Below are 14,351 nucleotides of genomic sequence, written 5' to 3'. Positions count from 1 at the left end.
GTGTGTTAATTAGTTATCTTTTGGCAGATACAATTGATTCTGAAAGTTCTTTTGCATATTTAATATCGTCAGAGCTAAGACTGTTGTTACTATATCTTGCTTCTTCATATAGAGAAGTGAGAAAAGCACTTTTTTGAGTAATTGACTGATCTGAGATTATTGAAGTCTTACCAGTCAGCGGACTTGTATAACTGTCAATTACATTATGCTTTAGTTCTTCTGGTGTCTGCGAATAATTAAAAATATATTTTTTACCAGCAGCTTTTTTTAGCGTTTTGCAATATATAGCTCTGATTTTATCATTGTTTTTAAGATGCAAGACGTTAGTTTTTTTGGAGCTTTTTGTAAGTGTTGAGTATCTGACAGGTTGTAAGATGAATTCAGTTTCATCACCATTATTAGATATATGTACACCTGCAAATCTCTTAATCATATAAATAATAGCTTTGTATATAATTATAACACATATAACAACAGTTATGATAAGAAGAATAACACCTATAATATTCCATATAATATTAAGTATATTAGGCGTAATATCTTCATCTATTTTCATATCATTTTTTTTGTTAGAAGTAAAGTCATAATAATCACCACTAGGATTACCATTATCGGGCATAATAGCTCTTAGTATTTTACCAAAACCATATATAAAGAGAGTATTGGTATTATTAATTGTATTAACAAATAGATTGTTGCCAAAAAATATAGCTCCAAGAATTGTAGCTATGCATAGTAACACAACAAGCAATAAGCTGATCCTTTGTATTTTTTTAACAGGTAAAGTCTTTATATGTTGTTTGGAAGATATAAAACCAGATACACCACACAGTGTCATCTGTATATATTCAAGTATAAAAAATACTAAAAGATAGCATGAATAAATAGTCCCATATATCTTAGCACGTAGCATACCAGAGCCTAGAAAAGCAAGAAATACAAATAGAGCAGCATAGACTATTGAAGGAGTCTCGCTTATATTACTTACATCAGAAGTCTTCATCTTATAAGAACTTATAGATAGAACAAGCATAATAAGTACAGCTGCAAATCTAAGGAATGATCCTTTGAATAAAAAAGTGCTAAAGATGATAGTTGCAATATTAAGAAGAATGTATGTTGACATAACATTGCATCTATGCCTGATTATCATAAAAATAGTAATAGGAATTATAATAGGAAGTGTATAGACAATATTTCTATAATCTTTTCCATAAGATTCAAGTGCTATTATGGTAAGCAGACTAGAGTAGATAAGAGTCTGAATGATAACACAATTGACAGGTATTAATTTTTTAATTGGCATAAGGTACCTCCCACTCTAATATATTGTTATAATTGACAGTTACATTTCTATCAGATACTTCTGGATGTAGAGGAATGATGTACAAATAATCGTCATTCTCTATTATTGTAGAAAAAGCATCCTGAAGAGTTTTGTTACGATTCTCTGATATAAGAATATAAAATGGAGCATCATTGTTAGAGGCATCAGCCATTTGTATATCTTTTATAATGTCACAAAAAGAAGTAAGATTACCATTGTAATCGCAAAGTGCAAGTTCAGCAGATATAGTGTCAATATGTGACTGACCACAGCCAAATGGTATTGTAATATTTTGTTCAGCAGCTATATCACGACCATTAGAGGTAAGTGCAGTCTGTATTCCTTCTGATATGAACATAGTACAAAGAGAACATGCAATTCTTATAGATTCCTCTTTAAGTCTTGTATAATCCCAGATAGATTCTGATTCAAGATTAAGAAGAATATGGACTTTTTGGCTGTTAGTATAATCATGAAGATTAACTTTAAGAGAACCGGTTCGTGCTGATTGTTTCCAGTTAATACTTTTCATCGTATCATTAATATCATATTCACGAATTCCTCTGAATTCAAAAGGATCGGTTGTGGAATAACGTTTTGATAGAATATCGCCCATAACCATATTATACGGAATAAGAATCTGATGAACGTCTATTGGTAACGGATAGACGAGAATGGAAGCATCAGATGAGGCCTGAACGGTCTGTGTATGTCCCATCAGAAGATCAGATGAGACAAGATCAACTTTATCTATATGATAAAAACCTCGTTTTGTACATCTCACATTAAGTTTTCGTTTAACTTTTTGGAAGAAAAGAAGTGAGTATACATTGTCAATATATTCAAGATCGCTTTCATTAATATCATCCATCTCATTAAAGTTAAGATATTTGCTGGCATGAAATTTTAATTCAAGTAGTGGAAGTGGTAACAGCTTGTTATTGGTTACTGTCTGTGTAAATGTTACAGTATCACCTTCAACACATGAAGGCATATCAAATGCAAGGCTGGTACTCAATCCGGATTTCCAATGTTTTGAATATAGATGTTTTTGCAAAAAATATATTACAAGAATACCTAAAAGTATTAGTAAAGTTTTGATCATTAATAACCCTCCTATAAGTGTTTGGTAATATAATTTTACTATTTTTAACACGTTAAGTCTATAAAAATGTTAAAAATTAATAAAATTTGCCAGAAGTATTGAAGATTTTTGGTAATTTTGGTAAACTAAAATAATGAACATAGTTTTAGAAGTAAGGAGCAAAAATAGTGTGAAGAAGTTTTTAAAGATATTATCTGTTATGCTGTTTATTACAATTACATCATTATTTATGATAAACATGGCATATCCTGATAATGCTCTTTTTTCAAAATTCATTGGAAAAGGCTCATTTTTGGATTTGAAATTTGCAGGTAATGAAGATGAGACAACAATTGAATATGTATATCCCTTATGTTCAAGTAGGGAAGATATAAGAAATGTTATGATGGAAGAAATATACAATAATAGAAATAGTATAGATATTAGACTCGCTGACAGAGATAATATATTATCAACAGAAGAACTGTTTAATCTCATTGATGGAGTTGATTCAATATCATATACGGTAAGTGAATCAAGACAGGGTGTAATAACAGAGCATATTGAGTTTACATATACAGATTATTATGCTTATGAATATGCTTTTAACAATAATGACCTTAGTAGAATGACAGAGAAGCAGAGTATTACATATGCTAAGATGCTTGAGATAATGGCAGAGTATATTAATGATAGTATGGATGAATATGAGAAGGCACTTGTGTTACATGATTATATTGTAAAAAATTGCAGATATAATATAGAAGATTTGCAAAATAATAATCTTGAAGAAGATGACTATACAGCATATGGAACACTTATAATTGGAGAATCAGTATGCAGTGGTTATGCTGAGACATATAGAACATTACTTATGATGTGTGGAATTGAGAGCAGGACTGTATCAGGTAAGGCTGATGGTGAGGCTCATGCCTGGAATCTTGTTAAGATTAATGAGAACTGGTATCATGTTGACGTGACATGGGATGATCCTGTACCGGATACTGGTGATTATGTATATCATAATTATTTTAATGTGACAGATGAAGTGATAAGTGCAGATCATATATGGAACAGAGGCAGGTATCCACAGGCGATATCTGTCGGTGATAATTATTTTGTTAAAAATGATCTTATAGCATCAACAACGGAGAAGATAGAGGACATTATAGACAGAGCTGTTGCAGAGAATAAGCAGGAAGTGTCAGTCTTATGGAAAGGCGAAGATGAAGCAGATCTTAATAGAGTATTCTATCATTATTATTCATATACATTGTCTGAACACAGTTATGGCGATGAATATAGAGTATATAATATAAGATTTGGCGATGAATAAGATATGCCTATTTTGTTATTCAATCTAAAGAAATCGAATCAGTATCAGAAAAATAACGATATTGATTCGATTTCTTTTTTTAGGTAATATCTTAATTATATTATTTATATTAATATATGAAAAAACAATATAAGAAAAATTAATATTAAGAAAAATCAAAAATTATTTTTCATATAAGAACTGTTCTGGTAATGTAACTTTAAAGTCTTTTGCTAAGTCTCTAAAATTCTGTGGTGTAATTGTCTGAAGCTTGTCTGGTCTTATTGAGAGCATCTTGACAAGAATCTCTGCTGATTTTTCAACAGTATGCATAAGTCCGAATGTCAGATCAAAATCTTCGCCTGAGCAAAACATACCATGATGTGCCCATATAGCAACGTCATATTTCTTCATAAGCTCACTTGTAGCAACAGCTATATCACGTCCACCAGGAACCATCCATCCTACAACACCAATGCCTGATGGGAATACAACAGGACATTCAGTTGCCATCTCCCATAATTCTCTTGTGAAGATTTCATCTTTTAGAGGAAGAACAAAAGTAAGAGCAATTACATTGGTTGTATGTGCGTGATATATAACTCTATGCTTTCCATTAGAAGCTTTTTTCTTAACTTCATGATTCATAAGATGGCTTGGAAGTTCGCTTGTAGGTCTGCCACCATTTACAAGTCCCCAAAGTATTCTATAATTCTCGCCCTTATCATCAAGTTCAATAATACAAGTGCTGTCTTCAGGATCAAGAATCACGTTTCTAAAGTATTTGCCACTACCTGTTACCATGAAGTATTCACCCGAAAGATCAGGAACCTGTGTGCCAATAGGTCTCCATTCGGCATCTTTTTTAAGATATTCTTTTACTTCGTCAAGTTCTTCTGGCTTAATTCTATAAGAAAGATTGCCACCATTTCTTTCATGCCATCCTTGTTCCCAACCATCATTGCACATACGAATGAAACCTTGTACAAATTTTACATCTAAAATACTCATATCTAAACTCTTCCCTTCTCTTTTCGTTTAATAATTAAATATATTATACAGTATTTCAAAGATTATTTCTCTCCAAAAAGGCTTAAAAAGTATGCAAAAAAGAACATCTTTGTAAAAAAAGTCCTTTTTTTAGTGAGATTTTGTTGCTTTGTGTGAGATATCGGCATAAAAATGTAAAAAATATTCATAATACAACAGATATAATTGCGAAAACAAAAGAAAAGAAGAAATGTTATCAATTCATATTATTCGGTACTAAGTTCGCTATACATAAGTGATGTATAGCGAACTTTGTGCCAACCAATATAATTAAAGTATGAAAGGATAGTATTCTGAAGCTATATACTAATCCATAATATAGGATATTATTTATCAAATTCGGGATTAAAAGCATAGAAGTTCTTGGAATTAAGTTTATCAGTAACAATGCCAAGAGCTTCACCGAAACGCTGGAAGTGTACGATTTCTCTTGCTCTTAAGAATTTAATAGGTTCTCGTACGTCGGGATCATCAGTAAGTCTTAAGATATTATCATAAGTTGTTCTTGCTTTTTGCTCTGCTGCCAAATCTTCAGTAAGATCTGTTATTGTATCACCTTTTGATTGAAATACAGTTGCACTAAAAGGCGTTCCACCGGCAGCTTGTGGCCATAATGCTGTTGTATGATCTATATAATATGGTGCAAATGCTGAATTTTTAATCTGTTCAGGAGTAAGATTCCTTGTAAGCTGATATACTATGGCACATATCATCTCAAAGTGTGCAAGTTCATCAGAACATCAATGTTAGAAATGATTATTTTATAAGCTGGAGCGTAAAACTCACTACCTTTAAGTGATGGGTAGTTCACACATTAAGAAAGATATCAAGAGTAAATTCGTTCTTGATATATCTTCCAAGACCTGCTTTAGACTGTTGATTGTTATAATATACAATCTTGCTGATAAGAGGTTTTAATAATTCATTTTTTGTTGCAGCAGTTATATTATTATCGCTGATTATATCAAGGCATCTTGTATATTTGGCTATCTGCTCTTTATAGATGTCAGTATAAGATTTTATCTGTCTTGCTTCTTCAAGTTTTTTTTCTGTAAAAGCTAATTGTTCCTGTAATTTAGCATTTCTCTTGGCATATTCTACTTTAGTATATATGCCATCTTCATAAGCATCTTTTTGCCTGCTGTCTTTCTCCTTGATGCGTTCAAGTTCCAATTCAAGACTTCTTATATACTGTTTGCGTTCAAGTTCTTTATCGTCATTATTGTTATTAAGAAGAACCTCAAAATCATGTATAGAAGTCTTAAGCGAGGCTTTAACATTGTTGATAAAATCAGAATAACTTACAGACTTGGTATGACATATTCGCTGATTATTACATAGCATACTTTCACTTATGTGTCCTGTGCTTGAACGTCTGTCTGTGAATTGCTTAAAAGACATTGCCCTATTGCATGAACCACAGAAGAGAATACCGGCAAAAGGGTTTTGAAGTTCAGTCCCCTTTTTTAGTCTTGGAGAGTTACCACGTCTTATTAATGCCTGATTAAATGTATTTTCGTCAATTATCGCTTCATGTCTGCCATCAACAAGAATAACATCTTCTGTATTCCTGTTAATCGGTCTAGTCTTAACAATCTCACCATTAACAATCTTTTTCTGTGTCTTAAGATAGTTCCAACGTATCTTACCCATATATACAGGATTATCAATCATATCACTTATAGCAGCAGGTGACCAATGTGCCGATTTGCGTGGTATATACCCATGAGCATCTAAATAATTGGCGATATTGGTAAATCCATAATGTTTATTAATGTATAGATGAAACATAATCTTTACGGCTTCGGCTTCATCAGGAACAATCTTAAGAGTATGGTAACTGTTCTTCCCTTCCCCAACTTTAATCTTCTTATATCCATATGGTGGAACTGATGCAATGAAGTTACCCTCTCTTACAGAACGGATACGACCTCTGTTAAGAATCTTTTTATTATATTCAAGATAATCATTACCTCTTGTAAGTTCCATCTCAAAAAACTTCCTATCATATTCATCATTGAGATTGTATGTCTTTGGTGGAGTAATAACAAGTGTATTAGTATACCTAAGTGTATTAATAATTCTTCCACAGTCTTGCATATCACCTCTTGATAATCGCTGTGGCTCTACAACCAGTACAGCATCAATAATACCTGTTTCAAGCAATCGCATTATCTGAATCATAACAGGACGGTCATTAATAGTCTCACCACTAACTACTTCTCTGTATATTCGGTCTTCTGGCATAGTCTTGCCGAATTCACGCATACAATATTCCTGTAAATCAGCTTCATGCCTTAACAAAACTTCATTCACAGATAGATTAGGGTCATCAGAACGAGATTTTCTTAAATATATAATTATGTTGTCAAAAGTAATCATAGAAAAGCACTCCTTTTGAATTTGATAAGTCTATTATATAACGAAAATTTGTTCGATACAAGAAAAATAATTGGGATAATTGAAAATATATACTTGACATACGTATTAATACGTATTGTAATATAAACATAGAAAGGCTAAACCCCACTTGACTTGCTTTTACAATATATAACAATTAGGAGGTAGATATTATGAAATTATATCATTTTCCAGCATTTTTCCATAATGCCGAAGAAGGAGGATACTATGTTACATTTCCTGATAGACCAGAGTGTATTACAGAGGGCGATACATTTGAAGAGGCTTATACTTATGCACAGGAAGCATTAGGGTTAGCATTGGAAGAAGAATATTTGAGTAGGCAACCAATTGTAGAACCGGTAATTACAACTGATTTAATATGTCCAGACGGAATTATTGCAGTTGTTACTGTAGACATGGATGCATATGTACGCAAACACAATTCTAAGGCAGTAAAGAAAACCTTAACAATACCGGAATGGCTTAATGAAGCCAGTGTAAAAGCTGGTATTAACTTCTCACAAGTATTGCAAGAAGCATTAATTGATAAATTAGGGGTATAGTTACAAACTTTATTTACAAAACAGCAATAAAAGGTGGTAGTTGTTCTACTGACTTTTTGTTTTATTCTTAAGAATAATGTCACTAACTCTAAAATGTACGTTTTGATGCAAGTTGGCAGTACAAACATACTTCAATAGATTATTATAAAGGTATGGGAATTACTTAAAAAATACATTGGAGGACAAAAATATGAGAGAAATTACATTAAGAAACGAGAATGGACAAGTAGCAACAATTACAAGTTTAGAAGTAGCGGAGATGGTTGGAAAAGAGCATAATAAGTTGTTGAGAGATATTAGAGAATATTGCAACCAACTTTCACTGTCCAAAATTGGACAGTCAGATTTCTTTGAAGAATCTACTTATAAGACTGAAAGAGGAAAAGAATATCCATGTTATCGAGTAACTAAGAAAGGCTGTGAATTTATAGCACACAAACTTACAGGTGTTAAGGGAACGGAGTTTACAGCACTATATATAAATAAGTTCCATACTATGGAAGAACAACTAAACGAGTATAGATTACCAACCACATACAAAGAAGCATTATTACAGTTGGTTGAACAGGTAGAAGAAAATGAACGATTATTAGCAGATAATGAGCAGATGAAACCTAAGGCAGATTATCACGATGCAGTGCTTAATAAAGAGGGGCTTATTACAACAACAGTAATAGCAAAAGATTTAGGTCTGACAAGTGCTGTAAAGTTGAACAATATATTGCATAGAAACAGAATTATATTCAAGGATAAATCAGGAACTTGGTATCCTTATGCAGAATATGAGTGGCTAATAGAATGTGGGTATGCAGACTACCAGAGCTATGACAGTGAATATGCTACTCCGTCATTAAAATGGACAGAAAAGGGTAGAAAGTGGATAATTGAAAATCTTTGTAAATGGAGTTAGGAAGATATAGGAATGTAGATTCATTGTTATAAAGAGAGATGGCAGAAAATAGACTGCTACTTCTCTTTTTTTGTTAGTAGTTAGTTTGGAAATAATTTGATTTTGATGTTGACATACGTATAAAAAAGGCGTATAATATAATTGTAAGGAGGAATTACATGAAAAGCAGAGAACTTTTAAAAATGCTAAAAGACGATGGCTGGTATGTAAAAAATGTAGAGGGTTCACATTATCAACTAGTGCATTCTACTAAAAAAGGTAAAGTTACAGTACCAGTACATCAAGGAGATATTCCAATAGGAACTCTAAAAAGTATTTTAAAGCAAGCAGGGCTCAATTAAGAGCCTCTTGCACAAAAAAAGTTCTTAACATAGATTATTATATATTAAAAGGAGCAGATTTTATGAGAAAACTAACTTATTTAGCAATATTAGAACCAAGTAAAGATGGTTATGGAATATATTTTCCGGATGTGCCAGGTTGCATTAGTTGCTGTTCTAATATAAGCGAGGCACAAAAATATGCACAAGAAGCTTTGGGCTTACACATATACGGAATGGAAAAGGATAATGAAGATATTCCGTATGCATCAGATAAGATAGATATACCTGATAATTGTCTTGTGATGCCAATAACCATATATCCTGATGTTGTTAAAAACAAACTTGACAATCAAAGGGTAAAGACTAATTGTACAATTCCTTATTGGCTAAAAGTATTAGGAGAAAATAATAATGTTAATTTTTCCCAATTATTAGAAACAGCATTGAGAGATTACTTGCAAGTATAAAAGCCCGTATTAACTTCTCACAGGTATTGCAAGAAGCTCTTATTAAAAAATTGGATATGAAAAAAGAACCGATAGCAGTTTAGTGCACTGCTACCGGTTCTTTTTGTCCATAGAATTAAACAATAAGTCAACACTTGGTTTTCCAAGTAAATAGGATAGTAAAGCTTTTTGTCTGTGAAAACATCCATTTATAAATTCTGGATGAGAACAAATTAATAATGAATCTAGATATTTGATAACTCGAATCATGCGTTGATAATAATTTGCTCTTTTTGTCAACCTAGTAGTGGAATTTATGCAATCATCAAATACATAGGATAATGCATGGGTAAGTTCTTTTCCACCATGAACATATCCACAAGATGTGGCATATTCAGATTTGAGAAGCGAATAATTGGAAATATCAAATCCGAACTTATCAGAAGATAATTTTAAATTATTAAAAGAGCGTTCAGTAACATGATCATCATCTATGGATATTCTAGTAATCATACGAGTATAATTTTCTAATATAGAACGTTCATTTAGATACATGTATCGTAATTCTGATTTTAAGATGGATATTATGTAATAATAAAAATCAGATATGAGGATTTTAAAGTATTTATCATCTTGGTGGTATAGACCAAGATATTTGAAAAATAAAATGTGCTTAGATACAAAAGCAAAAAAATCCTTATCATAATCTTGCAATTCTATTTTTGAAAAATCAACATTCGAAATATGATTGAGAAATAATTTAATTTCATTCTTACAATTGTTGATATCATCAGAAAAATCATTATTCATAATAACTATCTTACCTTACCTTTGGCTTGAAATTCATCTATTTTTAAATTAATGAATTTCAAAAGTTTATCTTTATTTTCAAAATCCTCATGAGATAAAATTATTCTATATGTATATGCCATAATTTGGCTACGTGATTTTAAAATGCAATCTTTAATAGTTACACCAAAAATGTCCTGCATAAAAGCAGAAACATCCTTATTCTTTTCAAAAATCTCTTTAGACATAATTAGCTCTGTTATTATGCCAATAAGTTTATATCTAGAGACATTTCTGTTTTTTAGTTCGTTTCTAAAAATTACAAGATTAGTATACATTATTTTTCTCTCCTCTTTGATTTGAAATTTGTTCTAACAATTCAAGACTAATAACTTCAATAGCCTCTCTTTTTTATATTTGGTAGGTAAAGAACTTGGTATCCCAAGTAAGAACAAAAGTAAATAGAAATAGCTGGATAGTGGTAAAAGCACTTATCCAGCTCACCCTAGAAATAGGTACTCTCGTGTCACTGATTAAGATGATAATCGAGAGCCTGTAGAAAGGGCAAAGGGGAGTAGAAACTCCCTCCTACTTCGGTAGGTAGTATATCATAGTTTCATTAATAATACAAGAAAATTAAGCACTCATAGATTCAGATTGTAAAATATTAAGTGTTTGACGATATTCTTCTGCTTTAGCAATTCTAGTAAATACGACAGTATTGTTAAAGTTCTCTTTTACAACTTTTTCTATCTCATCAAGTGTTACATGGAAGAATTCCTTTTTGAGATTAACACGATTAACACTCTGTTTTTCGAAATAATGATGTAGCATTGTTTCAAGTTCAGGAGCATTGTCGGAGAATATCATTGCATGAACATCAAATTCAAAAGGAACAGATGCACTGCTAAGTTCTTTAATTCGGTCCATTGGTTCTAAACGTCTAGTCATACCAATTTTATAAATATCTTCACCAAATGAACCAATATTAGATATTACATATACATATCCAGCACGAGCATTAGCTTCACGTTCTAGTACAGTCTCTTTATCTTTTTCTAATTCTTTAATTCTAGATTCAAGTTCTTTAATTTTATCAACATATAGTTGCTTTTCAACTTCACTTGAAGTTTTTTGCATATATCCCATAAGTTTCTTGATTTCATTACTTGTTTGCGTTTGGTCTTTCTCGAGTTTTGCCTTTTGACGTTCAATTTCCCTACGTACTTTTTCTTCTTCAAGCATCTGTTCTTTGATGGCATTTTGCTGTTGACGTTCCTGCTCCTTTTTTAATTCGTATGTATATACAAGATTAAGTTCCTCTAACTTAATTTCAAGCATTTCAGGACTTAATGAAATTCCATCAACAGCGAATATCTTATTAAGTGAGTCAAAAGATTTTGAGATTTTATTTCTAGTAGTATCAATATTTTTGCATCCAAGACCAAGAAGAAGATTGTCACATTCGGCATTGAAACAACGTAAAATTTGTTTCTTATTATCGGCAATTTCTTTCTTTGAGCCATCTGATGTTACTATAAAAGCTTTTTCAGCTTTGATAATCTCTTTCTCTTTGTTTTTTAACATTGTTAATTTGTTCTTACAATCTTCAGATGCTAGACCATCATAGCTAGAATAATTGTAATGGTCTGTGTAAGTTTCAGCATTAAGCGTAGAAATCTCTTTTTTTAAATTCTGAATTTCAGAATTATACTCTCCGGACTTCTCAATATAACGAGAGTTTAATATATTGAATTTAGTATCAAAGTCCTTTTCTAGTTCTAGCTTTTTAAGTTCATAATCATTATGCATTCTGCTTAATGCAAGTTTTGAATCATCCATTTCTCCGTAGATATTGAATAATTTTTTTTCATACATATTTTTTCTTACAGTTAGTAAGACTGCGATAGCTAATGGAATACCATATAAGAACCAAAAAGCATATAGCATACCAATTAGCCAAGTGTTGAAGTACCATTTTTGTTTTTTGTTAGAATTCATAAGTTCCTCCCACATATTAAGTAAAATTGATTAGTTAATCTAATGTATAGATTGCTTTAGCATTAACAATTCTTTTGAATATCCTGTAACAGATGAAATAATATCAAGATTATTATGTTCATGTATGAGTGCTACTAAATCTTCATCAGATAAAAGCATTTCAATAGCGAAACTGTTAGCTTCGATTTCTAATTTATTCACAGACAGATATGTGCTGCTTATTAAAAAAGGGGTATTAGCTTTAGGATGAAGCAGAGCATGACCAAGTTCATGTGCACAGGTAAAACGCATTTCAAATTCATTAAGATTTTCATTAAGATGAATTTGTTTTTGGCGTAAAGGCATATTGTAATATCCGTTGATTGTTCCAAGATTTTCTTTGAGAATTAAAATATTCTTTTGCTTGGCTATTTCAAAAGGATTGGTTGTGCCATATAATTTGCATAACTTTACAACATAATTATGTATTCTGTTATTCAAACTATCACCTACTTATCATTTTTATATTTCTTTGGTGTATATTTTTCTTTGGCATTTACTTTTGCAATACGTAAACTGTTTTCGAGTGACAGTCGTAATAATTCTTTTGTAGCATCATCAAGTGGTTGTCCTGAAAACATTAAAGCCTCATTAGATTCCAAGTCGTTTAATGTTGCTTCAAGACGTTTTGCAATATCTTGTTTATCCCTGCTGCTGAATGTTACTTCTTGCATGTTAGGTTCTTCAGTCCATCCCATAAGATATGCTGGAGTTGTATTAAGAACATCTGCAAAGGCAGCAACTTTACTTTGAACAATATCATTCGTTCCGTTTTCAATTTTGGCAATTGTAGTTTTACTTTTATATCCGAGACGTGAAGCAAGTTCTTCTTGGGTCATGTTTAACTCTTCACGTTTTAAACGTATACGTTTTCCTATGTCTGGCATAAACAACAGCCTCCTTTCTACTATGATAAATATATCATCAAATAGATTGTAAATCAATATTTTTTGAAAAAAATAAAAAAAATAGTTGACTTTTAATCAACCAACTGTTATTATACTGACAGATGATTTAAAATCTACTAAACAAAATAGAGAGGTGATAAAATTGACAGATTCAGAAGCACTAAAAAAGCTTATCAATTCAAAAGGATTAAAGCTTAAGTATGTAGCAGAATATTTAGGACTTTCTAGCTATGGCTTTGCGTTAAAATTGGATAATAAGCGAGAATTTAAAACAAGTGAAGTGGCGGCTTTATGCAGGCTACTTAACATTAAAGATTTGAGAATAAAAGAAGCTCTTTTTTTTAAACAAAGAGATGATTTAAAATCTACAGCAAATTAAGCAGGAGGGCAAAACATGAATAACAATTTACAGATTTTTAACAGTGAAGAATTTGGAACAATAAGAACAGTAATGGCAAATAACGAGCCTTGGTTCGTTGGAAAAGATGTGGCAACAGTATTGGGTTATAGCAATCCAAGAGATGCTATTAACAAGCATGTTGATGATGAAGATAAGGGAGTAGCAAAATGCGACACCCTTGGCGGTATTCAAGATTTAACAATCATTAATGAATCTGGACTTTACAGTCTTATACTTTCTAGCAAAATGCCTAATGCGAAGAAGTTCAAACATTGGGTAACAAGCGAAGTTCTTCCAAGCATCAGAAAAAATGGTGCATATATGACAGAACAGACCATTGAGAAAGCATTAACATCACCTGATTTCTTAATACAATTAGCAACACAGCTAAAAGAAGAACAAGAAGCAAGAAAGCAGGCAGAACAGATTATTGAACAGCAAAAGTCAAAAGTAGTATTTGCAGATGCAGTATCAGCAAGTAGCAGTTCTATATTAATTGGAGATTTAGCTAAGTTGATATGCCAAAATGGTGTAGATATCGGGCAAAAAAGGCTTTTCCAATGGTTAAGAGAGAATGGATATCTTATTAAAAGAAAAGGCTCTGATTGGAATATGCCAACGCAGAGAGCTGTTAAGATGGGCTTATTTGAGATAAAGGAAAGTTCAAGACTGGATGCTAATGGTTGCAATGTGACAACCAAGACAACAAAAGCGACAGGAAAAGGACAAGTATACTTCATTAATAAATTCTTAACAGTAGCTCCAAATTAAAAAAGAGGGGCTAACGTCCCTC

Annotated in this window: 16 protein-coding genes and 1 pseudogene; 7 read left to right on the top strand and 10 right to left on the bottom strand. The window is 31.7% G+C overall.

Annotated elements, in window-relative coordinates; translation table 11 throughout:
• Positions 1–13: 13 nt before the first annotated feature.
• Both KQI85_RS02155 and KQI85_RS02150 read right to left on the bottom strand, forming a co-directional pair.
• Positions 14–1,306: a hypothetical protein gene (locus KQI85_RS02155; protein ID WP_216574458.1), complete on the bottom strand. Its 1,293-nt coding sequence runs from the start codon at positions 1,304–1,306 to the stop codon at positions 14–16.
• Positions 1,296–2,432: a DUF58 domain-containing protein gene (locus KQI85_RS02150; protein WP_216574457.1), complete on the bottom strand. Its 1,137-nt coding sequence runs from the start codon at positions 2,430–2,432 to the stop codon at positions 1,296–1,298. The genes KQI85_RS02155 and KQI85_RS02150 overlap by 11 nt, the downstream gene beginning before the upstream one ends.
• A 169-nt stretch (positions 2,433–2,601) precedes the next feature.
• Here KQI85_RS02150 and KQI85_RS16885 point away from each other — a divergent pair, with 169 nt between their 5' ends.
• The gene (locus KQI85_RS16885; RefSeq protein WP_216574456.1) at positions 2,602–3,747 is read left to right on the top strand and encodes a transglutaminase domain-containing protein; all 1,146 of its coding nucleotides are present in this window, start codon (positions 2,602–2,604) and stop codon (positions 3,745–3,747) included.
• 162 nt (positions 3,748–3,909) lie between these two features.
• Here the strand turns inward: KQI85_RS16885 and rhaD are convergent, their stop codons facing one another.
• The 3 genes and pseudogenes from rhaD to KQI85_RS02130 form a co-directional block, all read right to left on the bottom strand.
• The gene (gene rhaD, locus KQI85_RS02140; protein WP_216574455.1) at positions 3,910–4,737 is read right to left on the bottom strand and encodes a rhamnulose-1-phosphate aldolase; all 828 of its coding nucleotides are present in this window, start codon (positions 4,735–4,737) and stop codon (positions 3,910–3,912) included.
• 365 nt (positions 4,738–5,102) lie between these two features.
• A pseudogene (locus tag KQI85_RS02135) lies at positions 5,103–5,513 on the bottom strand (manganese catalase family protein); the annotation flags it as partial.
• 70 nt (positions 5,514–5,583) lie between these two features.
• Positions 5,584–7,158: a recombinase family protein gene (locus KQI85_RS02130; RefSeq protein ID WP_216574453.1), complete on the bottom strand. Its 1,575-nt coding sequence runs from the start codon at positions 7,156–7,158 to the stop codon at positions 5,584–5,586.
• 191 nt (positions 7,159–7,349) lie between these two features.
• Here KQI85_RS02130 and KQI85_RS02125 point away from each other — a divergent pair, with 191 nt between their 5' ends.
• The 4 genes from KQI85_RS02125 (at position 7,350) to KQI85_RS02110 (ending at position 9,442) form a co-directional block, all read left to right on the top strand.
• Positions 7,350–7,742, top strand: a complete 393-nt coding sequence (locus KQI85_RS02125; protein ID WP_216574452.1) for a type II toxin-antitoxin system HicB family antitoxin — start codon at positions 7,350–7,352, stop codon at positions 7,740–7,742.
• Between the two features lie 190 nt (positions 7,743–7,932).
• The gene (locus KQI85_RS02120; protein ID WP_216574451.1) at positions 7,933–8,652 is read left to right on the top strand and encodes a Rha family transcriptional regulator; all 720 of its coding nucleotides are present in this window, start codon (positions 7,933–7,935) and stop codon (positions 8,650–8,652) included.
• Between the two features lie 158 nt (positions 8,653–8,810).
• Positions 8,811–8,993 (top strand): type II toxin-antitoxin system HicA family toxin, encoded by a 183-nt coding sequence (locus KQI85_RS02115; protein ID WP_216574450.1) that lies wholly within the window; start codon positions 8,811–8,813, stop codon positions 8,991–8,993.
• Positions 8,994–9,055: 62 nt separating this feature from the next.
• On the top strand, positions 9,056–9,442 hold the full coding sequence (locus KQI85_RS02110) for a type II toxin-antitoxin system HicB family antitoxin (protein WP_216574449.1): 387 nt from the start codon (positions 9,056–9,058) through the stop codon (positions 9,440–9,442).
• Between the two features lie 90 nt (positions 9,443–9,532).
• Here the strand turns inward: KQI85_RS02110 and KQI85_RS02105 are convergent, their stop codons facing one another.
• The 5 genes from KQI85_RS02105 to KQI85_RS02085 form a co-directional block, all read right to left on the bottom strand.
• Positions 9,533–10,231, bottom strand: coding sequence for a hypothetical protein (locus KQI85_RS02105; RefSeq protein WP_216574448.1), 699 nt, complete (start codon positions 10,229–10,231; stop codon positions 9,533–9,535).
• A 5-nt stretch (positions 10,232–10,236) separates the two neighbouring features.
• Positions 10,237–10,548: a hypothetical protein gene (locus KQI85_RS02100; protein WP_216574447.1), complete on the bottom strand. Its 312-nt coding sequence runs from the start codon at positions 10,546–10,548 to the stop codon at positions 10,237–10,239.
• A 298-nt stretch (positions 10,549–10,846) separates the two neighbouring features.
• On the bottom strand, positions 10,847–12,211 hold the full coding sequence (locus KQI85_RS02095) for a DUF4041 domain-containing protein (RefSeq protein ID WP_253293713.1): 1,365 nt from the start codon (positions 12,209–12,211) through the stop codon (positions 10,847–10,849).
• Between the two features lie 39 nt (positions 12,212–12,250).
• Positions 12,251–12,691 carry an ImmA/IrrE family metallo-endopeptidase gene (locus KQI85_RS02090; RefSeq protein WP_216574446.1) on the bottom strand — a complete coding sequence of 147 codons (441 nt, stop codon included), beginning with the start codon at positions 12,689–12,691 and terminating at the stop codon, positions 12,251–12,253.
• 8 nt (positions 12,692–12,699) lie between these two features.
• The gene (locus KQI85_RS02085) at positions 12,700–13,137 is read right to left on the bottom strand and encodes a helix-turn-helix domain-containing protein (RefSeq protein WP_216574445.1); all 438 of its coding nucleotides are present in this window, start codon (positions 13,135–13,137) and stop codon (positions 12,700–12,702) included.
• A 163-nt stretch (positions 13,138–13,300) separates the two neighbouring features.
• Between KQI85_RS02085 and KQI85_RS02080 the strand changes: the two genes are divergently transcribed.
• The gene (locus KQI85_RS02080; protein WP_216574444.1) at positions 13,301–13,537 is read left to right on the top strand and encodes a hypothetical protein; all 237 of its coding nucleotides are present in this window, start codon (positions 13,301–13,303) and stop codon (positions 13,535–13,537) included.
• Between the two features lie 15 nt (positions 13,538–13,552).
• Complete coding sequence (locus KQI85_RS02075; protein ID WP_216574443.1) at positions 13,553–14,329, top strand: phage antirepressor KilAC domain-containing protein; 777 nt, start codon at positions 13,553–13,555, stop codon at positions 14,327–14,329.
• The last annotated feature ends 22 nt before the right edge of the window (positions 14,330–14,351 follow it).

Origin of the sequence: Falcatimonas sp. MSJ-15 (genome assembly GCF_018918265.1) — a bacterium.
GTDB lineage: Bacteria > Bacillota > Clostridia > Lachnospirales > Lachnospiraceae > Falcatimonas.
Note: the sequence above shows the minus strand (reverse complement) of the source record. Positions and strands in the feature narration are given on the sequence as shown.